The organism is Actinacidiphila acididurans, assembly GCF_016918855.1.
GTDB lineage: Bacteria > Actinomycetota > Actinomycetes > Streptomycetales > Streptomycetaceae > Actinacidiphila > Actinacidiphila acididurans.
In genome coordinates this window covers 279,110-301,254 of sequence record NZ_JADKYB010000004.1, presented here as the reverse complement: position 1 = coordinate 301,254, position 22,145 = coordinate 279,110, and the positions used below count along the sequence as shown (strand labels likewise).

Below are 22,145 nucleotides of genomic sequence, written 5' to 3'. Positions count from 1 at the left end.
GTGACCGATTGTCAGAGGGGTGGTGCATGGTGGATTCAGCACGGACCGAGGGGCCCGTGCACAGGCCGTTCCCATGCCTTGGCAGGCCTTTTCATTCGTCGTCACTTGTCTACGCACTCACGCGATGGGGGAGAACCATGTCCGAAACGACCGGTGCCGGCCTCGGCACGACGACCGACCCGGGCCAGGACCGGGAGCAGGGGCACGAGCAGGGCCGGGAGCCCGGTCGGGACCAGGCGCTGCGCCCGCACGCCGAGGACGCCTTCGCCGGTGAACTCGCCGCGCTGGCCGCCGCGGACGACCGCGTCCGCCCGGCCCGGTGGAAGCTCTCGCCGTGGGCCGTCGCCACGTATCTGATGGGCGGCACCCTGCCGGACGGCACCGTGATCACCCCCAAGTACGTGGGCCCGCGGCGGATCGTCGAGGTGGCCGTCACCACCCTCGCCACCGACCGCGCGCTGCTGCTGCTCGGCGTGCCGGGCACCGCGAAGACCTGGGTCTCCGAGCACCTGGCCGCCGCGATCAGCGGCGACTCGACGCTGCTCGTGCAGGGCACCGCGGGCACCCCGGAGGAGGCGATCCGCTACGGGTGGAACTACGCGCAGCTCCTCACCCACGGCCCGACCCCGGCCGCGCTGGTGCACAGCCCCGTCATGCGCGCGATGGCCGAGGGCCGGATCGCCCGGGTCGAGGAGCTGACCCGGATTCCGGCCGACGTGCAGGACACCTTGATCACCATCCTGTCCGAGAAGACGCTGCCGATACCGGAACTGGGCACCGAGACCCAGGCCGTGCGCGGCTTCAACCTGATCGCGACCGCCAACGACCGCGACCGCGGGGTCAACGACCTGTCCAGCGCGCTGCGCCGCCGCTTCAACACGGTGGTGCTGCCGCTGCCCGCCAGCGCGGACGACGAGGTGGACATCGTCTCCCGGCGGGTCGACCAGATCGGCCGCGGCCTGGAGCTGCCCGCCGCGCCGCGCGGCGCCGACGAGATCCGCCGGGTCGTCACCGTCTTCCGCGAGTTGCGGGCCGGCGTCACCGAGGACGGCCGCACCAAGCTCAAGTCCCCCTCGGGCACGCTGTCCACGGCCGAGGCGATCTCGGTGATCACCAACGGCCTGGCGCTGGCCGCCCACTTCGGCGACGGGGTGCTGCGCGCCGGGGACGTGGCCGCCGGCATCCTCGGCGCGGTGGTCCGCGACCCGGCCGCCGACCGGGTCATCTGGCAGGAGTATCTGGAGACCGTCGTGCGCGAGCGCGAGGGATGGAAGGACTTCTACCGCGCCTGCCGCGAGGTGTCGGCATGACGGACGACCTGCTCCTGCTCGGCGTGCGCCACCACGGCCCCGGTTCGGCCCGGGCGGTGCGGGCCGCGCTGGACGCCTACCGGCCGCAAGCCGTGCTCATCGAGGGCCCGCCGGAGGCCGACGCCCTTACCGCGCTGGCCGCCGACCCGGCGATGCGCCCGCCGGTCGCGCTGCTCGCGCACGTGGTGGACGACCCGGCCCGGGCCGCCTTCTGGCCGTTCGCCGAGTTCTCCCCGGAGTGGGTGGCGATGCGGTGGGCCGCCAAGGCGGGCGCCGAGGTGCGCTTCATCGACCTGCCGGCCGCCCACTCCCTGGCCCGTGAGGACGCCGGGCCCCCGGCCGGTGACGGCGCCCCGGACGCCGCACCGGCCCCGGGGGAGGGCCCGGTGCGGGACGGCGGCCCGGACCCCGACCGCGCGCCGGACTCCGGGGACGCCGGGCCGGGAGCGGCGCCGGGCGAGGGACCGGACCCCGCGGCCGAGGCGGTATCCGTACGGATCGACCCGCTGGCCGTGCTCGCCAGGACCGCCGGGTACGACGACCCGGAGCGCTGGTGGGAGGACGCCGTGGAGCACCGGGCGGAGGGCGACGGGGACGCGCTCGCCCCGTTCCAGGCGGTCGCCGAGGCGATGGCCGCGATCCGGGAGACCTACGGCGACGGCGGGTACCCGCAGGACCTGCCGCGCGAGGCGCACATGCGGCTGCGCATCCGCGAGGCCCGCAAGGCGTACGAGCGCACGGCGGTGGTCTGCGGCGCCTGGCACGTCCCGGCGCTGGCGACCCGCACGGCCGCCGCGGCGGACCGCCGGCTCCTCAAGGGCCTGCCCAAGGCGAAGGTGGAGACCACCTGGGTGCCCTGGACCCACCGCCGGCTGGCCCGGGCCGGCGGATACGGCGCGGGGATCACCTCGCCGGGCTGGTACCGGCACCTGTTCACCGCGCCCGACCGGCCGGTCGCGCGCTGGATGACCAAGGTGGCCGGCCTGCTCCGGGACGAGGACCTGCCGGTGTCGTCGGCGCACGTCATCGAGGCGGTACGGCTCGCCGACGCGCTCGCGGTGATGCGCGGCCGCCCGCTGGCCGGGCTCGGCGAGACCACGGACGCGATAAGGGCGGTGATGTGCGACGGCTCGGACGTGCCGCTGACCCTGATACAGGACCGGCTGGTCGTCGGGGACGTGCTCGGCGAGGTCCCGCCGGACGCGCCCGCGGTGCCGCTCGCCCGCGACCTGGCCCGCGAGCAGCGGCGGCTGCGCCTGAAGCCCGAGGCGCTGGAACGCGAGCTGGAACTCGACCTGCGCAAGGACACCGACGCGGACCGCAGCCGCCTGCTGCACCGGCTGCGGCTGCTGCGGATCGACTGGGGCCAGCCGGTCGCCGGACGCGGCGGCAAGGGCACCTTCCGCGAGACCTGGCGGCTGCGGTGGGAGCCCGAGGCGGCGATACGCGTCGCCGAGGCCGGCATCTGGGGCACCACCGTGGAGGCGGCGGCGACCGCCCGCGCCGAGGACGCGGCCGTGGACTCCGCCGTCCTCGCCGAGGTGACCGCGGTGGCCGAGCAGTGCCTGCTGGCCGGGCTGTCCGGCGCGCTGCCCACGGTGATGCGGGTGCTGGCCGACCGCGCCGCCCTGGACGCGGACGTCGCCCACCTCGCCGCGGCCCTGCCCGCCCTGGTCCGCGCGGTCCGCTACGGCGACGTGCGCGGCACCGACTCCGCCGCCCTGGCCCGGGTCGCGGAGGGCCTGGCCCAGCGCATATGCGTCGGCTTTCCCCCGGCCTGCGTCGGCCTGGACGCGGACGCGGCGGCGGCCATGCGCAAGCACCTCGACGAGGTCCACCGCGCGATCGCCCTCCTCCCCGCCGCCCGCCCCGAGCCGGCCGGGACCCGGGGCCCGGGTTCGCCCGAGTCGGCCGCGTCCGTGACGGAACTGCGGGAGCGGTGGGCCGGGGTGCTGCGGAACTTGGCCGAGCGGGACGGCTCCGTGCCCGGGCTGCTCCGGGGCGCCGCCGCGCGGCTGCTGCTGGACGAGGGGCGGCTCGGGGCAGGGGAGGCGGCGCGGCTGATGGGCCTCGCGCTGTCGCCCGGGACCGCGCCCGGCGAGGCCGCAGCGTGGATCGAGGGCTTCCTCGCCGGCGGCGGCATGCTGCTGGTCCACGACGAGCGGCTGCTCGCCCTGGTCGACGGGTGGCTGACGGGGGTGAGCGGGGAGGCGTTCACGGATGTGCTGCCGCTGCTGCGGCGGACGTTCGCCGACTTCGAGCCGGGAGTGCGGCGGACCGTGGGCGAGCTGGTGCGCCGCGGCCCGGCCCGCGGCACCCGGCCCGCGGGCACGGCGGAGGCGGGCCTGCCCGGCTTCGGCCCCGGCCTGGACGCGGCCCGCGCGCAGGCGGCGGCCCACACCGTACGCCTCCTGCTCGGCACCACCACGACCACCGACCTGGCCACGGCCACCGACCGCACCCCCGCCGACGGCACACCCGGCGCGACCCCGACCGAACCCGGGACGACGGACGTCGCCCCCGGCACCCCTGGAGGCACGGACGATGACGGACCCCGATGAGCGGCTGCGCCGCTGGCGGCTGGTGCTCGGCGCGGCCGGGGACGGCGGCGCCGGAGCGGGCACGGGCTGGGAGCTGAGCGGGCGGGACGCGGCGATGGACCGTACGCTCACCGCGCTGTACGGATCGGGCGAGGCGGGCGGCCCCCGCGGTGCCGAGCGGTCGGCGGGGCTGGGCGGCTCGGCGCCGCAGGTCGCGCGGTGGCTCGGGGACATCAGGACGTATTTCCCCAGCTCCGTGGTGCAGGTCATGCAGCGCGACGCCATCGACCGGCTCGGGCTGTCCGCGCTGCTGCTGGAGCCGGAGATGCTGGAGGCCGTGGAGGCGGACGTCCACCTGGTCGGCACCCTGCTGTCGCTGAACAAGGCGATGCCCGAGACCACCAAGGAGACCGCGCGGGCAGTGGTCCGCAAGGTGGTCGACGACCTGGAGAAGAAGCTGGCCACCCGCACCCGGGCCACCCTCACCGGCGCTCTGGACCGCAGTGCCAAGGTGAACCGCCCCCGCCACCGCGACATCGACTGGGACCGCACGATACGGGCCAACCTCAAGCACTACCTGCCCGAGCACGGCACGGTCGTCCCCGAACGCCTGATCGGCTACGGCCGCGCGGACCGGGCGGTGAAGAAGGACGTCGTGCTGTGCATCGACCAGTCGGGCTCGATGGCCGCCTCCGTGGTCTACGCCTCGGTCTTCGGCGCCGTGCTCGCCTCGATGCGGTCGATCGACACCAAGCTGGTGGTCTTCGACACCGCGGTGGTGGACCTGACCGAGCAGCTGGACGACCCGGTGGACGTGCTGTTCGGCACCCAGCTCGGCGGCGGCACCGACATCAACCGCGCCCTGGCGTACTGCCAGTCGTTGATCACCCGGCCCGCCGAGACCGTCGTCGTGCTGATCAGCGACCTGTACGAGGGCGGCATACGTGACGAGATGCTCAAGCGGGTGGCGGCGATGAAGGCGTCCGGGGTGCAGTTCGTGGCGCTGCTCGCGCTGTCGGACGAGGGCGCGCCGGCGTACGACCGGGAGCACGCGGCAGCGCTCGCCGCACTGGGCGCCCCCGCCTTCGCCTGCACACCCGACCTGTTCCCCGACGTCATGGCCGCGGCCATCGAGAAGCGCCCGCTGCCGGTCCCGGACAAGTGACGACAAGTGACTGCGGCACATGCCCATGACAGGCAGCCGAGCCCGGACCGATGTCAGGGACACGTTTGTGACCGTTCTCACCGCCCACAAGTGATCCGCGATTTAGGAGCCCACGACCGACGGCGATAACCTGCAAGACGGACATGCCGCGTACTCGGTCACCGTGTGCGCTTCCCTTGTGACAGTGCAGTCGCCCTGCCCGTAGCGGCACGCCCAGGCGGATCTGGCGGCACTGCACACTTCCGGCGGCAGCCGCCCGAGACGTCCTCCACCAGGGAAATCCAGGGAACACCAGGGAAAAAGGGAGACGGACGCCCGTGGACCTGTTCGAGTACCAGGCGAGGGACATCTTCGCCAAGCACGGGGTACCGGTGCTTGCCGGTGAAGTCATCGACACGCCCGAGGCGGCGCGCGCGGTGGCGGAGCGACTCGGCGGCCGGGCGGTCGTCAAGGCGCAGGTCAAGACGGGAGGCCGGGGCAAGGCCGGCGGCGTGAAGCTCGCCGCGGACCCGGACGACGCGGTCGCCAAGGCCGAGGCCATCCTCGGGATGGACATCAAGGGCCACACGGTCCACAAGGTGATGCTGGCCCAGACCGCGGACATCAAGGAGGAGTACTACGTCTCCTTCCTCCTCGACCGGGCCAACCGCACCTTCCTGGCCATGGCCTCCGTCCAGGGCGGCGTGGAGATCGAGATCGTCGCCGAGGAGAACCCGGACGCCCTGGCGCGCATCCCGGTGGACGCCCTGGACGGCGTGACCCCGGAGAAGGCCGCCGAGATCGTGGCCGCCGCCAAGTTCCCGGCCGAGGTCGCCGACCAGGTCGCGGACGTCCTCCAGCAGCTCTGGACCGTCTTCATCAAGGAAGACGCCCTGCTGGTCGAGGTGAACCCGCTGGTCAAGACCGCCGACGGCAAGATCATCGCGCTGGACGGCAAGGTCTCGCTGGACGCCAACGCCGACTTCCGCCAGCCCGAGCACGAGGCGCTGGAGGACAAGGCCGCCGCCAACCCGCTGGAGGCCGCCGCCAAGGCCAAGGGCCTGAACTACGTCAAGCTCGACGGCCAGGTCGGCATCATCGGCAACGGCGCGGGCCTGGTCATGAGCACCCTCGACGTGGTCGCGTACGCCGGTGAGGGCCACGGCGGCGTCAAGCCCGCGAACTTCCTGGACATCGGCGGCGGTGCCTCCGCCGAGGTCATGGCCAACGGCCTGGAGATCATCCTGGGCGACCCGGACGTCCGGTCCGTCTTCGTCAACGTCTTCGGCGGCATCACCGCCTGCGACGCGGTGGCCAACGGCATCGTGCAGGCCCTGGAGCTGCTGAAGTCCAAGGGCGAGGAGGTCACCAAGCCGCTGGTCGTCCGCCTGGACGGCAACAACGCCGAGGAGGGGCGCCGCATCCTCAACCAGGCGAACCACCCGCTGGTCGAGCAGGTGGACACCATGGACGGCGCCGCCGAGCGCGCCGCCGAGCTGGCCGCGAAGTAAGCAAGGGACGAGGACAGACACAACCATGGCTATCTTCCTCACCAAGGACAGCAAGGTCATCGTCCAGGGCATGACCGGCTCCGAGGGCATGAAGCACACCCGGCGCATGCTGGCCGCCGGCACCAACATCGTCGGCGGCACCAACCCGCGCAAGGCGGGCCAGACCGTGGACTTCGACGGCGTCTCCGTGCCGGTGTTCGGCACCGTCAAGGAGGCCATGGAGGCCACCGGCGCCGACGTCAGCGTCATCTTCGTGCCGCCGGCCTTCGCCAAGGGCGCGGTCATCGAGGCGATCGACGCGGAGATCCCGCTGGCCGTCGTGATCACCGAGGGCATCGCGGTGCACGACACCGCCGCGTTCTGGGCGCACGCGCAGGCCAAGGGCAACAAGACCCGGATCATCGGCCCGAACTGCCCCGGCCTGATCAGCCCCGGACAGTCGAACGCGGGCATCATCCCCGCCGACATCACCTCGGCCGGCCGCATCGGCCTGGTCTCGAAGTCCGGCACGCTGACCTACCAGATGATGTACGAGCTCTCCGACATCGGCTTCTCCTCGGCGGTCGGCATCGGCGGTGACCCGGTGATCGGGACCACGCACATCGACGCGCTGGCCGCGTTCGAGGCGGACCCCGACACCGACCTGATCGTGATGATCGGCGAGATCGGCGGCGACGCCGAGGAGCGGGCCGCGGCCTTCATCGCGGAGAACGTCACCAAGCCGGTCGTCGGCTACGTGGCGGGCTTCACCGCGCCCGAGGGCAAGACCATGGGCCACGCCGGCGCCATCGTCTCCGGCTCCTCCGGCACCGCCCAGGCCAAGAAGGAGGCCCTGGAGGCCGCGGGCGTCAAGGTCGGCAAGACGCCGTCCGAGACCGCCCGCCTCGCCCGGGCCATCCTCGCGGCGAACTGACGCAGCCCGTCACCTCACCATGGCGTGGGCCGGCCTCCGGAAGGGGGCCGCGCCCACGCCGTGGCCGTTCGGGGCGTGCGGCCGCAGCGGTGCCGTCCGGGTGACGCCGCCCCGCGCTGCCGCGGGCGCGCTGTCACGGGCCAGGCCGTGCGCGTGCCGGGAGCCCGACCCGAGCAGCATCACGATCAGCACGACGAGCCCGACCAGCCCGGCCAGCAGCAGGCACGCGGTGGCCCGCTGCTGGGCCTCCCGCTCGCTCTCCTCCCGTACGACCGCGGGTGCCTGCGGCGGCTCCGGCGGGTTCCTGAGCAGTGGCGCCAGCGGAGCGGGCTGGGCGCCGGGCCCGCGTGGATCTTCCGCTTCGCCTTCCGCTGTGCTTCCGGCCCGGCTTTCGGCGGCCTTTTCCGTCGCCATGGCCGCGGACACGGTGCCGGCGCCCGGCGCGTCCGACACGGCCTCCGCGCCGTTTTCCGTCGCCATGGCCGCGGCCAGTTCCTCGCGGGCGCCGACCACCCGGGAGGCGGCCGCCATGGTGGTCGCCTGAACCTCCACGGCCACGTCGCCCAGGTTCAGCCCGAGCCCGTCGTGGAGCAGCACCGCGCGGCGCCGGGCGGGGGAGAGGTCCAGCAGCGCGGCCTCCAGCGGGCTCTGCGGGGCCGGCACGACCTGCCAGCGACCGCGCAGCCACCGCTGCCAGGGCGCGAGCGTGAAGTCGTACGCCGCCAGGCGCACCCATCCCACCGGATCGCTGTCCCGGGCGAGTTCGGGCCAGCGCTGCCAGGCCAGCCGGAAGGCGTGCCCCACCGCGCGCAGCGCCAGCGCATCGTCCCCGCCCAGGAGGCGGGTCTGCCGCAGCAGGGTGCCGGCGGTCGCCGTGTAGAGCGCGTCGAAGGCGGCTCGCGCGCCCTCGCCGGTCCGCGGGACCACGGGTTCCGGTTCCGGTTCCGGTTCTGCTTCCGGTTCCGGCGGCGGGGGTTCTGAGACGAGGACGCGTCCGGCGGCGGGCGCGGGTCCGCCGGCGGGAGTGGCTTCGGGTTCGGAGGTCCCGGACGGCGGACGGTTCCTGGCCCGGCGCTCGGCCCTGGACCCCCGCCGGGGGTGCGAGGTGCCCCGGGCCGGGCCCTGAACCGTCTCCTGAGGAGCTTCCCCTGCCGTTTCCTGCGCCTGGGCAGCCGCAGGGGGAGCGGAGGTCGCAGGAGCCGTGGACGACGCCGTACGCCCCCGGTCACCGGCCGCCTTCCCGCGCCGGGCAGCGAAGGTCGCCGTCTTCCTGCGCGAGCTCACCCGGCCCTCCCGTCCACGCCGAGCCGCTCGGTGGATGATCCGAACAAAGAACGCATAAGCCTCATGATGTGCGACACGGCGACCAATATCCTCTTGCACGGGCGAAACGGGTGTTGCCGTCATCATGGAACGCCGTGACCGATACCTCCGACGGCACCGTCGCCTCGCTCGCCCCGCAGGGGGCGCACAGCTCGCGGGCCGGGTCCGCCCCCGCTCCCGTCCCCGCCCCCGAGCGGTGGTCCTCGATGCGCGTGTCGGCGCTGGCGGCCGGGCTGGTGGCCGCCGGGCTCGGGCTCGGCGTGCCCGTGGCGCTGGTGCTGCTGCTCTGGGTCAGTTCGCCGTTCCCCGACAACGGGCTCGGCGGGGCGCTGCACACCGGCGCCGGCGTGTGGCTGCTCGCGCAGGGCGCGGAACTCGTTCGTACGGAGACTCTTTCGGGGGACCCGGCGCCCGTTGCGTTGACGCCGCTGCTGCTGAGCGCGCTGCCGGCGTGGCTGCTCTACCGGGGCGCGGCGTCCGCGGTCGTCGCCGAGGAGGCGCGCGGCCTGCGCGAGGTGGCGGTGGTCTGCTGGTGGGTGCTGGCCGGTTACCTCTCGGTGGCCGTGGTCGCCGTCACGTACACCGTCGGCGGCCCGATGCACGTGGCGCCGCTCAGCGCGCTCTGCGTGCCCCTGTTCGCCGCTGCCGCCACCGGGTGCGGGGCCTGGTCGGGCAGCGGGCGGCCCCTCGGCGAGCTCCGGGGTTACGCCGCCCAGGCCCGCGCCGCGCTACGGGCCGCGGCCGTCGCCACCGCCGTCCTCGTCGGGGGCGGCGCGCTTCTGGGCGGGGCGTCCCTGGCCTGGCACGCGGGCGCGTCCGGGGCGACGTACAGCCAGCTCAGCGTGCCCCTCGCGGGCCGTATCTCGCTCTTCCTGTGTGCGGCTGCCCTGGTCCCCAACCTCGCGGTCTGGGGCGCCTCCTACGCGGTCGGCGCCGGCTTCTCCGTGGGCGCCGGCACCTTCGTCGGTCCCTTCTCCGGCACCTCCGCGCGCCCCCGCCTGCCCGACTTCCCCCTCTTCGCCGCCGTCCCCCCGCCCGGCCCCACCGGCATCGGCTGGGCCGCCCTCGCCCTCCCCGTCCTCGCGGCGGCCGCCCTCGCCCACTGCGTCACCCGCCGCCCCTTCCCCCTCCGACGCGCCCTCCTCGCCGCCTTCACCGCCGCCCTCCTCCAGGCCGTCGCCCTCGCCCTCCTCGCCCTCCTCGCCTCCGGCCCCCTCGGCACCCACCACCTCTCCCACCTGGGCCCCACCTGGTACCTCGCCGCCTCCTTCACCCTCACCTGGTCCCTCGCCCTGGCCCTTCCCCTCACCCTTGCCCTCCACTTCCGCCCCACCCTCCGCCGCGGAAAGCGCCTTTTGGCCGCCGAAGGTGCCGCGTCGGAGGGTGACGGTGCGCCTGGCGGCGCGTAGCCGGGGGATTCGGGCGGCATGGGTGAGCGATAGGCAGGTTTGCGCCCGGTATGGGTGACCCCGGGCCGGGGGTGTGGGGGCCGGGAGCGGGGCCGCCCCCACATCCGCCGCAGTGGCGCGCGGCCACGACGGCGTGGATCGGCGGTGCCCGACTCACCGCAGGGCGGGCGCCGCACAGGCGCAAGGCCACGCTCGGTCGGTGAAGGCCGGCCCCGGGAAAGGCGGGAGCCCCGCCCGAAGTGGGCGGGGCTCGAGGGGCGGTCCAAGCCGGGGCGGAGGGTCAGTTGTGGAAAGCGGGGAGGTGACGGAAAGGCGTGGGCAGCAACTTCTCGCAGGCCTGGGACGCGGGCATCGTCAACGCGTCGGTCTTGCAGGAGTAGTAATCGCGGTACGCGAACTGGAAGGCGTAGGTGGCGGCGACCAGTGCGAGGGTGACCGCCGCGGTGACGATGCCGGTCCAGGCCGCGGTCATGAAGGAGCGCTGGGCATCGGGGCCGGGCGGGGGCGGGGCCGGGCGGGGGGTGCGGGTGGCGTCGGCCAGGGCGGAGGCGGCCGAGGCGCGGGCGCGGGCACGGTCCTCGGGGGACATGCGCAGAGCGGAGATGCCCCAGTAGAGGGCCAGCGCGCCCAGGAGGAAGCCGACGGCGGTCCAGCCGATGAGGACGAAGATCAGGCCCCAGCCGCCGCACACCAGCGCGTAGCGCGACCTGCGCTGCGCCGGGTCGGTCGGGTCGAACCGCGGCCCCTGCCCCTGCGGACCGCTCGGCGGGGCGTCGGGCCGCCGGGCGAAGGGCTCGGGCCGCCCGGACTGCGGCTGCCGGCTGCTCCACTGACTGCCCCACACCGGAGGCGGCGGCGGACCCGGCCGGCCCTCGTCGCCCTGACCCTGCCCCTCCCCCTGGCCTTCACCCTGATCCTCACCGGAGCCCTCGCCCTTCCCCGCGGTGGGCTGCCGCGGCTGCCAGGGCCGGTCCGGCGCCCCCACCGGCGGCGGCGCGAACGGGTTGTCCCGCTGATCGCCCTCGGGCGCGCGCAGCGCAATGCGAATACGGCCGCTGCTCATGATGTGTAGCGCCATCCCCTTGGGCTCGACTCTCCTCGTGGTGAACGTATCCGAACGTATTGCGGTCGCCGCGCCGTCACCGCTGTCCACCTGCTCTCAACGATGCGCGTGAACGCGACGTGTCGCCGACGCGAGCGTCCCGCGTCCGTCCCGTGTCGTCGGACCGTACCGCCCGGGGCCGCTCGGGACCGTCCGGGCCGGCCTCCGGCGCCGACGGAGCGCCGACGGAACACCTCTCCAGGGGCAGACGCTACCCCCCGGCCGTTCCCCCGTCCCGTGGGGGCCGTGCGGAGTGCCGGTATCGTTGCTGACGGTCGGCGGTCTCGTAGGGTTCCCCAAGAATTCTCCCCGCCCCCGACTCGTACGATCGTCCAAAAGTCGGATCGACAGCCGGATCGTCAAGCGGCCGGCTCGTGCGATCGACGGAACATCACCACCAGTCAAGAAGAGCCGCACCCGAGGAAGCGTTCACCCGTGGCCCCCCGCACCCCCGCCCGCCTCGTCGTCCTCGTCTCCGGTTCCGGCACGAACCTGCAGGCGCTGCTCGACGCCATTGCCGCCGATCCCGACTACGGCGCCACGATCGTCGCGGTGGGCGCCGACCGCGACGGCATCGCCGGCCTGGACCGGGCCGAGCGCGCCGGCCTGCCCACCTTCGTGGTGAAGGTCAAGGACTACGACAGCCGCGCCGCGTGGGACCTCGCGCTGGCCGAGGCGGTCGCCGCCCACGCGCCCGACCTGGTCATATCGGCTGGCTTCATGAAGATCCTCGGCACGGAGTTCCTGGCCAGGTACGCCGGCCGGACCGTCAACACCCACCCGGCGCTCCTGCCGAGCTTCCCCGGCACCCACGGCGTGCGCGACGCACTCGCGTACGGCGCCAAGGTCACCGGCTGCACCGTCCACTTCGTCGACGACGGCGTCGACACGGGCCCGGTCATCGCCCAGGGCGTGGTCGAGGTCCGCCCGGACGACACGGAGGAAGCGCTCCACGAGCGCATCAAGGAAGTCGAGCGACGACTGCTCGTCGACGTAGTAGGGCGGCTGTCACGCGACGGCTACCGCATCGAGGGACGAAAGGTTCTGATTCCCGCATGAGCGCCGACGTTATGCACGCCGACGGCACCGACGCGGCGACCGGCCGCAAGGCCGTCCGCCGCGCCCTGATCAGCGTCTACGACAAGACCGGCCTGGAGGAGCTGGCCGGCGGCCTGCACGAGGCGGGCGTCGCCCTGGTCTCCACCGGCTCCACCGCCGGCCGGATCGCCGCCGCCGGTCTGCCCGTCACCAAGGTCGAGGACCTGACCGGCTTCCCGGAGTGCCTGGACGGCCGGGTCAAGACCCTGCACCCGCGCGTCCACGCCGGCATCCTCGCCGACCTGCGGCTGCCCGACCACGCGCGGCAGCTCGAGGAGCTGGGCGTCGAGCCGTTCGAACTCGTCGTGGTGAACCTCTACCCCTTCCGCGAGACCGTCGCCTCGGGCGCGAGCCCCGACGAGTGCGTGGAGCAGATCGACATCGGCGGCCCCTCCATGGTGCGCGCCGCCGCCAAGAACCACCCCTCCGTGGCGGTCGTCACCAGCCCCGAGCGGTACGCCGACGTGCTCGCCGCCGTCCGCTCCGGCGGCTTCGACCTGGCCGCCCGCAAGCGCCTGGCCGCCGAGGCGTTCCAGCACACCGCCGCGTACGACGTGGCCGTCGCCTCCTGGTTCGCGAGCTCCTACGCACCCGACGGCGACGGCGCCTCCGCCGGCTTCCCCGACTTCGCGGGCGTCACCCTCAGCCGCGTCAACACCCTGCGCTACGGCGAGAACCCGCACCAGGGCGCCGCGCTGTACTCCGACGGCACGGGCGCGGGCCTGGCCGGCGCGGAGCAGCTGCACGGCAAGGAGATGTCGTACAACAACTACGTGGACACCGAGGCCGCGCGCCGGGCCGCGTACGACCACGACGAGACCTGCGTGGCCATCATCAAGCACGCCAACCCCTGCGGGATCGCGGTCGGTTCGGACGTGGCCGAGGCGCACCGCAAGGCGCACGCCTGCGACCCGGTGTCGGCGTACGGCGGGGTGATCGCGGTCAACCGCCCGGTGTCGGTGGCGATGGCCGAGCAGGTCGCCGAGATCTTCACCGAGGTGATCGTGGCCCCGGACTTCGAGGACGGCGCCGTGGAGGTGCTGGCCCGCAAGAAGAACATCCGGGTGCTGCGCTGCGCCGACGCCCCGGCGGCGGTGACCGAGTACCGGCCGATCGAGGGCGGCGCCCTGCTGCAGACCCGGGACCGCCTCCAGGCGGAGGGCGACGACCCCGCCACCTGGACGCTGGCCACCGGCGACGCCCTGGACGCGGACGAGCTGGCCGAGCTGGCGTTCGCCTGGCGGGCCTGCCGCGCGGTGAAGTCGAACGCGATCCTGCTGGCCAAGGACGGCGCCACGGTCGGCGTCGGCATGGGCCAGGTCAACCGGGTCGACTCCGCGCGGCTCGCGGTCGAACGGGCCGGCGCCGAGCGCGCGGCCGGCTCCTACGCGGCGTCCGACGCCTTCTTCCCCTTCCCCGACGGCTTCGAGGTGCTGGCCGCCGCGGGTGTGAAGGCCGTTGCCCAGCCCGGCGGTTCCATCCGCGACGAAGCGGTGGTCGAGGCCGCGCGGAAGGCCGGCGTGACGATGTACTTCACCGGGACGCGGCACTTCTTCCACTGAGGCGCTGTGGTCGAGCGAAGGGGCCGCACCCGGGTGATCGGGTGCGGCCCCTTCGTGCTGCCACGCTCGCGCAGCGCTCGGATCAGCCTTGATCCTTGATGACCACCGAATGCACGAGCTTGTCGGCGAACGTCTGCTTCTTGCCGTCCCAGATGGGCCACAGGTAGCCGATGTAGCAGATGCCGTCGAGGAAGTGCAGCAGCTTGCGGCCGAAGGCGCGGCCGAAGCCGAGGTTGGAGCCGTCGTACTCGCGCAGCACCCGTATGCCCGCGATCCGCTTGCCCGGGGTCTGGCCGGTCTTGCCCTCGCGGTAGATGAGGTAGAAGCCGGCGACCACGGCCAGCAGGAAGCCGATGAGGATGAGCGCCACCGCGCCGCCGGGGACGTCGGCGCTGGGGCACGGCGAGATGCCGAGCCGGTCGCACTTGTCCGTCTGGTCGTTGGCCTTCACAGCGATCTGTACGTTGCCCGCGATGATCAGGCCCACAGGGACCAGCGAGAACATCAGCGAGTCCAGGATGACGGCGCCGACCCGGGCCCACCACCCGGCCAGCGGCGGCATCCCGGGCAGCGGCCCGGACGGGTAGCCGTATCCCGGCGGCGGCGCCTGCTGCGCGTAGCCGGGGTATCCGTAACCGGGCGCCTGGCCGTATCCCGGCTGGCCGTAGCCGCCCTGCTGGTACGGGTTCTGCTGCGGGTAACCGTACGGCTGCTGCGGCTGGCCGTACGGCGGCTGCTGCGGGGAGCCGTCGTAGGGGTTGGGGCCGGGAGGCTGGCTCACGCGAGTTCCTTCGAGCGGACGTAATCGGGGACGCGGCACATCGTGGGGCCGAGCACGCTCCGGGCGCAAGGGACAAAGGGGCATTGTGGCGGCATCGTGGCAGCACTGTGGCCAGGGGCGTACGGCATTTCGTCCCCCGGCCGTACCGGGGCCGTCCCCCGACTCCTCCGGCACCGTCGCCGGGCGGGACCCGAGGGACGGGGGGGATTGGCCGGGCACCGGCGCCATCCGCGAATATGGGGGCATGACCGCGCAGATTCTCGACGGCAAGGCCACCGCCGCCGCCATCAAGTCCGAACTGACCACCCGAGTCCAGGCGCTCAAGGCGCGCGGAATCAACCCCGGCCTGGGCACCGTGCTGGTCGGGGACGACCCGGGCAGCCGCATCTACGTGGCAGGCAAGCACCGGGACTGCGCCGAGGTCGGCCTGGGCTCCATCCAGCGCGAGCTGCCGGCGACCGCCACGCAGCACGAGATCGAGGACGTCGTCCGCGAGCTGAACGCCGATCCCGAGTGCACCGGCTACATCGTGCAGCTCCCGCTGCCGGCGGGCATCGACACCAACAAGGTGCTGGAGCTGATGGACCCGGCCAAGGACGCGGACGGGCTGCACCCGATGAGCCTGGGCCGCCTGGTGCTGGGCGAGCAGGGGCCGCTGCCCTGCACCCCCAACGGCATCGTGGAACTGCTGCGCCGCCACGACGTGGAGATCAACGGCGCCGACGTGGTCGTCGTCGGCCGCGGCATCACGGTCGGCCGGTCCATCGGGCTGCTGCTGACCCGCAAGTCGGAGAACGCCACCGTGACGCTGTGCCACACCGGCACCCGTGACCTGGCCGCCCATCTGCGGCGGGCCGACATCGTGGTGGCGGCCGCGGGCGTGCCGCACCTGGTCAAGCCCGAGGACGTCAAGCCGGGCGCGGCCGTGCTCGACGTCGGCGTCAGCCGGGACGAGAACAACAAGATCGTCGGTGATGTGCACCCGGGCGTCGCAGAGGTCGCGGGCTGGCTGTCCCCGAACCCGGGCGGTGTCGGCCCGATGACCCGCGCGATGCTGCTGCAGAACGTCGTGGAGGCCGCCGAGCGGTCCGCCGCGGACCGGGCCGCGGGCCATGTCCACTGAGGTCCCGGGCCGGGGGCCGGGCGAAGGGCGACCGGCCGCGCCGGCGGCCGGTGAACGGACCGCGAGCGCTGCCGGGGAGCGGCCGGCGGCCGCTCCGGCCGATGCGCGGACGGCCGTACGGCCCGGTGCTCCGGGGGAGCGGCAAGCGGGTGCCCCGGGCGCGGGCGGTCGCGAGCCAGGCGGACGCGAGCCCGGCGGACGCGACTCCGGCGGACGCACGGACGTCGAGCGCGGGCCGGGTGGGCGGCCGGTGGTCACCACGTCGACCCCGCGGCCCGAGGGCGGCGGGCGGGCGGCGAGCGGTGCCGCGCCCGCCCCGGCCCGCCAGTGGCCGATTCTGCTGGTCATCGTCGGTACGGTGATCGGCCTGATCACGACGGCGACCGGTGCCTTCCGGGCCGGCACGATCATCGTGGGCGTCTCCCTGCTGATCGGCGCGGTGCTGCGGTGGACGGTCACCGCGGTCGGCATGCTCGCGGTCCGCAGCCGGTTCACCGACGTGATCACGTACGGGATCCTCGGCCTGGTCATCGTGCTGCTGGCGCTGATGGCGCAGCCGGATCCACTGCTGCACATTCCGTACCTGGACGACGTGATCCACTTCGGGGTGCGGTGACGGGTTGACGTACGTGCCCTCGTACCGGGGTCCGAGGTCGGCTACGAGTGCGGGGGCGCGGCAGGCGTGCTCAGGGGCGCGAAGGCGTACTCGGGGCGCGTGATCGCCCATATCACTACCTGCCGCCTTTCAGACGCGCTGCCGGGAAAATCCCCCGAATGGGTCGCCGGCGTTCTACGGTGACCCCGGCGCGGCAAGTCATCTGTTGCGCCTGGGCTTTGGGGGCGTGATGGGGCTGATGGGGCAGTGGGAGCCGCTGGCCGACCGGATACCGGTGGATGTGCGGCGGCTGGCGACGCAGTTGCGCCGGATGAAGGACCGCAGCGGGCTGACCGTACCGGCGCTGGCCGCCCGGACCGGGCTGTCGGCCGAGGCGTGGTCGCTGGTCCTGGCCGGGCGGAAGCTGCCGCCGCTGGACGCCGTGGAAGTGCTCGCCCAGGCGTCGGGCGCGGACTACGACCGGATCGGCGCGCTGTGGGAGTTGGCCCGCAAGGCCAACTCCGGCACCGGTGAACGCGGTCGGGGCAAACCGGTGCCCTACCCCGACCCGCTCGACCCGCTGAGCCCGCAGGACGGGCTGCCCGGCCGCAACAGGCGCTTCCTACTGCTCGCGGTGGCCGCCCTGCTGGCCGCTGCCGCGCTCGCGGGGGTGCTGCTGACCGCCGGGACCGGTGCGGGCGGGGTGCCCTCCCGGCCGGACGCCGGCCCGACGCCCGCCCTGCCCGGTGCCTCCGCCCCCGTGACGCCCCTGCCCGGGGGCTCGCCGTCGCCGGGCCCGCCCGCCGCGCAGCCTTCCGGCCCGCCGTCCGGTCCCGTCGCCTCCGGGCCGGTACGTGATCCCGCCGGCCGCGCGCCGACCGCCGGCGCCCCGGCCGGGTCCCCGTCCGCCGCCACCGGCCGCCCCTCGGCCGCGGCCGGCACCGATTCCCCGTCGGCGGGACCCGAACCGGGCGCCGGCCACGGGTCCGGCTCCGGCGGCTCCCCGACCACCGCCCCCGGCGACCCCACCACCCCGCCGCCGACCACCGCTCCCGGCACTCCCGCTCCGACCCGCAGCCCGGTGTGCCTGCACGTCCTGGTCCTGGGCGTGTGCCTGGGCTGACGACGAGTACGGTGCCGGGCGCCCGGGCGAACGGCCCCGCCGTGGCGGCCGGTGACGGGAACGGGTGAACGTGTGCGCCGGGTGACCGGGCCCACACGACCGCCCGTGATCCGCCGGAGCCGGGAGGCGATAGCCTGGCGGGTGGGTTTCTTGACGCCGAGAGATCCACCTGAAGGGCCGCTCGGGCCACTGCCGGGGCGCCCAGCCACCCGCAGGAAAAGGCCAGGAGAAGGCAATGACTCGCACCCCCGTCAACGTCACCGTCACCGGAGCGGCCGGCCAGATCGGCTACGCCCTCCTCTTCCGCATCGCCGCGGGCCACCTGCTCGGCGCGGATGTCCCGGTGAACCTCCGGCTGCTGGAGATCACCCCGGCGCTCAAGGCCGCCGAGGGCACCGCGATGGAGCTGGACGACGCGGCCTTCCCGCTGCTGCGGGGCATCGAGATCTCCGACGACGCGAACGTTGCGTTCGACGGCGCCAACGTCGCGCTGCTGGTCGGCGCCCGGCCGCGCACCGCGGGCATGGAGCGCGGCGACCTGCTCTCCGCCAACGGCGGCATCTTCAAGCCGCAGGGCAAGGCGATCAACGACCACGCGGCCGACGACATCAAGGTGCTGGTGGTGGGCAACCCGGCCAACACCAACGCGCTGATCGCCCGCGCCGCCGCCCCGGACGTGCCGGCCGAGCGCTTCACCGCGATGACCCGCCTGGACCACAACCGGGCGATCGCGCAGCTCGCCAAGAAGACGGGCGTCCAGGTTGCCGACATCAAGCGGATGACCATCTGGGGCAACCACTCCGCCACCCAGTACCCGGACGTCTTCCACGCCGAGATCGCCGGCAAGAAAGCCGCCGAGGTCGTCAACGACGAGGCGTGGCTGGCCGAGACCTTCATCCCGACCGTCGCCAAGCGCGGCGCGGCCATCATCGAGGCCCGCGGCGCCTCCTCGGCCGCCTCCGCCGCCTCCGCGGCCCTGGACCACGTCCACACCTGGGTCAACGGCACCGCGGACGGCGACTGGACCTCCATGGCGGTCGTCTCCGACGGCTCCTACGGCGTCCCCGAGGGCCTGATCTCCTCCTTCCCGGTCACCACCAAGGACGGCGCGTACGAGATCGTCCAGGGCCTGGACATCAACGACTTCTCCCGCGCCCGCATCGACGCGTCCGTTAAGGAGCTCGAGGAGGAGCGCGAGGCGGTCCGCTCCCTCGACCTGATCTGATCTTTCCGAAGACCCCTCTCGCACCGCTCGGCCCTGGCGGGCCTCACGGGCGTCGAGGGGCCGCGCCGGACTCCGTCCGGCGGTTTCGAAGGCCGCGACATACAGCGCCTGTAAGGGGCTCCACCCAATAGGTGGGGCCCCTTACGCATGCCCCCCGAGAACCATTGCGCCGGGAACCATTGCGCCGAGAACCATTGCGCCGGGAAACGGCCCGCCTACGCCGTCGGGATGACGCTCGGGGGCGCCGCTGTGCTGTCGGCGGCTCATGGGGCGGTCCGGCCGGGAGACTACGGACGGATGGGCCCGGCGCGGTGAGCGGAAGGGAGACCGATGGCGCCGCAGGAGATGACGACGACGGCCTGGCCGGCGCTGCGGGTGGCGGACTGGGGCGAGACCCGGGACACCCTGCACATGTGGACGCAGATCGTGGGCAAGGTCCGCCTTGCACACGCGCCGATGGTCAACCACTGGTGGCAGGTGACGCTGTACGTCACGCCGAGGGGGCTGACCACGTCCGCGGTGCCGTACGGCTCGGGTGCCTTCGACGCGGAGTTCGACTTCATCGACCACCGGCTGCGGATCCGCAACAGCTCCGGCGGCACCAGAAGCGTCGAGCTGCGGCCGATGCCGGTGGCCGAGTTCCACGGCCGTACGACGGCGGCACTGGCCGAGCTGGGGATCGAGGCGCCGATCTCGCCCGGCCCCAACGAGGTGGAGCCGGCGATCCCCTTCGCCGAGGACTACGAGCACGCCTCCTACGACGCCGATGCCGCGCACCTGTTCTGGCGCCAGCTCCTCCAGGCCAACCGCGTCATGCAGGAATTCCGCTCGCGCTTCGCCGGCAAGGTCAGCCCGGTCCACTTCTTCTGGGGCGCGATGGACCTGGCCTGCACCCGCTTCTCCGGCCGCCACGCGCCGGAGCACCCCGGCGGCGCGCCGCACTGCGGGGACTGGGTGATGGTCGAGGCGTACTCCCGGGAGCTGTCGAGCTGCGGGTTCTGGCCGGGCGGCGGCGAGGAGGGCGCCTTCTACGCCTACGCCTATCCCGAGCCCCAGGGCTTCGCCGGCCACCGGGTCGCCCCGGCCGACGCCTTCTACAGCAAGGAGCACGGGCAGTTCCTCCTGCCGTACGAGGCCGTGCGCACCGCCGCCGACCCCGACCGCACCCTCATGGACTTCCTCCGGACCACCTACGAAGCCGCCGCCGAGCACGGCCAATGGGACCGCGCGTCCCTGGAGCTGCCCACCCGGCAGCACGCCCGCCCGTAAGCCCCCCTCGACCGCAACGACCGCAGGAGAGCCCGCCATGGACGACCGCAAGGACCTGCCGGCCCCGGCCGAGGGGCTGGTCCTGACCATGTTCCTGACCGTGCGCGACGTGGCGGTCTCCCGCACCTTCTACGCCGATGTCTTCGGCGGCACCGTGGTCCTCGCCGAGAACCCGGCCATCGTCCAGATCGCCAACAGCTGGATCATCATGAACCCCGGCGGCGGCCCGACCCCCGACAAGCCCGGCATCACCCTCACCGCGCCCGAGCCCGGCGACCCGGTGTCCGCCTTCCTCAACGTCCGCGTCGCCGACATCGCCGCCTTCCACCGCACCGCCGTCGCCGCGGGCGCCCACTTCGTCACCGACCCGATCGACCGCAAGGCCGAAATCCGCTGCTACATCCGCGACCCCGACGGCTACCTCATCGAAATCGGCCAGGCCACCGGCATGCTCCACGGCGTCTACGCGGACCGGGTGCCTCAGGGCTGATTCAGGACCTCGCACAGGAGGCGCACCGCCGTGGGGAAGGCGTGGTCGGGCGGGGAGCCGTAGCCGACGACCAGGGCCGGTGGGGTGGTGGGCGGGGCGCCGAAGAGGGGGAGGGCGCTGAGGGCGAGGCCCTTGCGCCGGGCGCGGGTCACGAGGTCCGGCAAGGGGGCGGCGGTCGGGGGGAGTTCGAGGACGGCGTGGAGGCCGGCCGCGATGCCGGAGACCCGGACGCCGGGGGCGTGGCGGGCGAGGGCGGCCACCAGGTGGTCCCGGCGGGCCCGGTAGCGCAGCCGCATGCGGCGGACGTGGCGGTCGTACGCGCCAGAGGCGATGAAGTCCGCGAGCGTCAGCTGGTCCAGCACCGGTGAGAGGTGGTCGGCCAGGCGTTTTTGCCGCAGCACGTCGTCCAGCAGGTGCGGCGGGACCGCGAGCCAGGCCAGCCGCAGGCCCGGGGCCAGGCTCTTGCTCGCCGTGCCCGCGTACACCACGTGGTCGGGGGCGAGCCCCTGCAACGCGCCCACCGGCTGGCGGTCGTAGCGGAATTCGCCGTCGTAGTCGTCCTCGACCACTACCGCGTCGTGCTTGCGCGCCCACGCGGTGACCCAGGTGCGCCGCTCGGGCGACAGGGGTACGCCCAGGGGGAACTGGTGCGCCGGGGTGAGCACGACCGCCGCCGTACGGTCGTCCAGCGCGGTCACGTCCGCCCCGGCGCCGTCCACCGGCAGGTCGACCGGGTCCAGGCCGGCGGCGCTCAGAACACCCCGGGTGGTGGGAAAACCCAGCGCCTCCAGCGCGACCCGCCGCCCACCGCGCTCGTGCAGCGCCCGCGCCAGCAGCCCCACCGCCTGCACATAGCCGGTGCAGATCACCAACGTCTCGGGGTCGGCCAGCACCCCGCGCACCCGCCCCAGATAGCCGGCCAGCGCCCCCCGCAGCTCCGGCCGCCCCCGCGGGTCCCCGTACCCGAAGGCGCTGCTCGGCGCCGCGGTGATCGCCCGGCGCGCGGCCGCCGCCCAGGCGGTCCGGGGAAAGGCCGACACGTCCGGCGAGCCGGGGGACAGGTGGTACGGCAGCGCGCCCGCCGGGCCCAGGGGGAGGTCCGCCAGGTCCAGGGCTTCCCGAGGCTCCGTCGGTGTCGGTGTCGGTGTCGGTTCCGGTTCCGGTGCCGGGGTGGGGGTGTACGAACGTGTCGCGGGCCGGTCCGCCGGGAGCGGGGCGACGCGGGTGCCCGAACCCTGGCGGGCGGTCAGCCAGCCCTCGGCGACGAGCTGGGCGTAGGCATCGGCGACCGTGTTGCGGGCCAGCCCGAGATCCCGGGCCAGCACGCGGCTCGACGGCAGCCGGATCCCGGGCGCGAGCCGTCCGCCGCGCACCGCCTCCCGCAGCGCCCGCTCCAGCCCGGCCCGGGTGCGTTCCCTGGCCAGGTCCAGCAACAGGTCGCGGTCGCCCGCGCCGGCGGCCGGCGGCGGTTCGGTGGTGGCGCGGGTGTGCATGGCTTCAGTGGATCACGTGGGTCCGACATCGGGCGGTGGGGGCGGTCCACGCGACGGGCGGCGGTTCGGAGGCGGGCCGGGTGCGCTCGGCTTCGGCGGAGTGCCTGGGTCCGACACCCGGCGGCGGGGCCGCG

18 protein-coding genes are annotated in these 22,145 nt (G+C 74.1%); 14 read left to right on the top strand and 4 right to left on the bottom strand.

All coding sequences use genetic code 11. The features are described from left to right. The first annotated feature begins 137 nt into the window (after window positions 1-137). The 5 genes from ITX44_RS09105 to sucD all read left to right on the top strand — a co-directional run bounded on the left by ITX44_RS09105 (window position 138) and on the right by sucD (window position 7,418). Window positions 138-1,310, top strand: coding sequence for an ATP-binding protein (locus tag ITX44_RS09105; RefSeq protein ID WP_236060274.1), 1,173 nt, complete (start codon window positions 138-140; stop codon window positions 1,308-1,310). Then, a complete protein-coding gene (locus ITX44_RS09100; RefSeq protein ID WP_236060273.1) occupies window positions 1,307-3,871 on the top strand; it encodes a DUF5682 family protein in 2,565 nt (854 codons plus the stop codon). The genes ITX44_RS09105 and ITX44_RS09100 overlap by 4 nt, the downstream gene beginning before the upstream one ends. Beyond that, window positions 3,855-5,015 (top strand): VWA domain-containing protein, encoded by a 1,161-nt coding sequence (locus tag ITX44_RS09095; protein ID WP_205356555.1) that lies wholly within the window; start codon window positions 3,855-3,857, stop codon window positions 5,013-5,015. Before ITX44_RS09100 ends, ITX44_RS09095 begins: the two co-directional genes overlap by 17 nt. A 317-nt stretch (window positions 5,016-5,332) precedes the next feature. Then, complete coding sequence (sucC, locus tag ITX44_RS09090; protein WP_205356554.1) at window positions 5,333-6,505, top strand: ADP-forming succinate--CoA ligase subunit beta; 1,173 nt, start codon at window positions 5,333-5,335, stop codon at window positions 6,503-6,505. 25 nt (window positions 6,506-6,530) lie between these two features. Beyond that, window positions 6,531-7,418, top strand: coding sequence for a succinate--CoA ligase subunit alpha (sucD, locus tag ITX44_RS09085; protein WP_205356553.1), 888 nt, complete (start codon window positions 6,531-6,533; stop codon window positions 7,416-7,418). Between the two features lie 9 nt (window positions 7,419-7,427). Here sucD and ITX44_RS09080 read toward each other — a convergent pair whose 3' ends face one another. After that, the gene (locus ITX44_RS09080) at window positions 7,428-8,345 is read right to left on the bottom strand and encodes a hypothetical protein (RefSeq protein ID WP_205356552.1); all 918 of its coding nucleotides are present in this window, start codon (window positions 8,343-8,345) and stop codon (window positions 7,428-7,430) included. A 491-nt stretch (window positions 8,346-8,836) separates the two neighbouring features. Here ITX44_RS09080 and ITX44_RS09075 point away from each other — a divergent pair, with 491 nt between their 5' ends. After that, on the top strand, window positions 8,837-10,150 hold the full coding sequence (locus ITX44_RS09075) for a cell division protein PerM (protein ID WP_205356551.1): 1,314 nt from the start codon (window positions 8,837-8,839) through the stop codon (window positions 10,148-10,150). Window positions 10,151-10,430: 280 nt separating this feature from the next. Here ITX44_RS09075 and ITX44_RS09070 read toward each other — a convergent pair whose 3' ends face one another. Continuing rightward, window positions 10,431-11,228, bottom strand: a complete 798-nt coding sequence (locus ITX44_RS09070; RefSeq protein WP_205356550.1) for a hypothetical protein — start codon at window positions 11,226-11,228, stop codon at window positions 10,431-10,433. 459 nt (window positions 11,229-11,687) lie between these two features. Between ITX44_RS09070 and purN the strand changes: the two genes are divergently transcribed. Both purN and purH read left to right on the top strand, forming a co-directional pair. After that, entirely contained in the window at window positions 11,688-12,311 is a 624-nt protein-coding gene (gene purN / locus ITX44_RS09065) for a phosphoribosylglycinamide formyltransferase (RefSeq protein ID WP_205356549.1), read from the top strand. Between the two features lie 11 nt (window positions 12,312-12,322). Further along, window positions 12,323-13,912 carry a bifunctional phosphoribosylaminoimidazolecarboxamide formyltransferase/IMP cyclohydrolase gene (gene purH, locus ITX44_RS09060; protein ID WP_205356784.1) on the top strand — a complete coding sequence of 530 codons (1,590 nt, stop codon included), beginning with the start codon at window positions 12,323-12,325 and terminating at the stop codon, window positions 13,910-13,912. Window positions 13,913-13,994: 82 nt separating this feature from the next. On the opposite strand, the gene ITX44_RS09055 is transcribed toward purH, so the two are convergent. Then, window positions 13,995-14,693: an RDD family protein gene (locus ITX44_RS09055; RefSeq protein WP_307795181.1), complete on the bottom strand. Its 699-nt coding sequence runs from the start codon at window positions 14,691-14,693 to the stop codon at window positions 13,995-13,997. Between the two features lie 244 nt (window positions 14,694-14,937). On the opposite strand from ITX44_RS09055, the gene ITX44_RS09050 reads away from it, so the two are divergent. From ITX44_RS09050 to ITX44_RS09025, 6 genes are all read left to right on the top strand, one after another. Further along, window positions 14,938-15,816 (top strand): bifunctional methylenetetrahydrofolate dehydrogenase/methenyltetrahydrofolate cyclohydrolase, encoded by an 879-nt coding sequence (locus ITX44_RS09050; RefSeq protein WP_205356547.1) that lies wholly within the window; start codon window positions 14,938-14,940, stop codon window positions 15,814-15,816. Between the two features lie 250 nt (window positions 15,817-16,066). After that, the gene (locus ITX44_RS42575; protein WP_307795180.1) at window positions 16,067-16,432 is read left to right on the top strand and encodes a DUF3017 domain-containing protein; all 366 of its coding nucleotides are present in this window, start codon (window positions 16,067-16,069) and stop codon (window positions 16,430-16,432) included. 238 nt (window positions 16,433-16,670) lie between these two features. Continuing rightward, window positions 16,671-17,534, top strand: a complete 864-nt coding sequence (locus ITX44_RS09040) for a helix-turn-helix domain-containing protein (protein WP_205356545.1) — start codon at window positions 16,671-16,673, stop codon at window positions 17,532-17,534. 235 nt (window positions 17,535-17,769) lie between these two features. Further along, window positions 17,770-18,759 carry a malate dehydrogenase gene (locus tag ITX44_RS09035; protein ID WP_205356544.1) on the top strand — a complete coding sequence of 330 codons (990 nt, stop codon included), beginning with the start codon at window positions 17,770-17,772 and terminating at the stop codon, window positions 18,757-18,759. Window positions 18,760-19,089: 330 nt separating this feature from the next. Beyond that, a complete protein-coding gene (locus ITX44_RS09030; RefSeq protein ID WP_205356543.1) occupies window positions 19,090-20,028 on the top strand; it encodes a DUF5996 family protein in 939 nt (312 codons plus the stop codon). 37 nt (window positions 20,029-20,065) lie between these two features. Further along, complete coding sequence (locus ITX44_RS09025) at window positions 20,066-20,518, top strand: VOC family protein (RefSeq protein ID WP_205356542.1); 453 nt, start codon at window positions 20,066-20,068, stop codon at window positions 20,516-20,518. On the opposite strand, the gene pdxR is transcribed toward ITX44_RS09025, so the two are convergent. Continuing rightward, on the bottom strand, window positions 20,509-22,011 hold the full coding sequence (pdxR, locus tag ITX44_RS09020) for a MocR-like pyridoxine biosynthesis transcription factor PdxR (protein ID WP_205356541.1): 1,503 nt from the start codon (window positions 22,009-22,011) through the stop codon (window positions 20,509-20,511). The two genes, ITX44_RS09025 and pdxR, sit on opposite strands and share 10 nt — an antisense overlap. Between the last annotated feature and the right edge of the window lie 134 nt (window positions 22,012-22,145).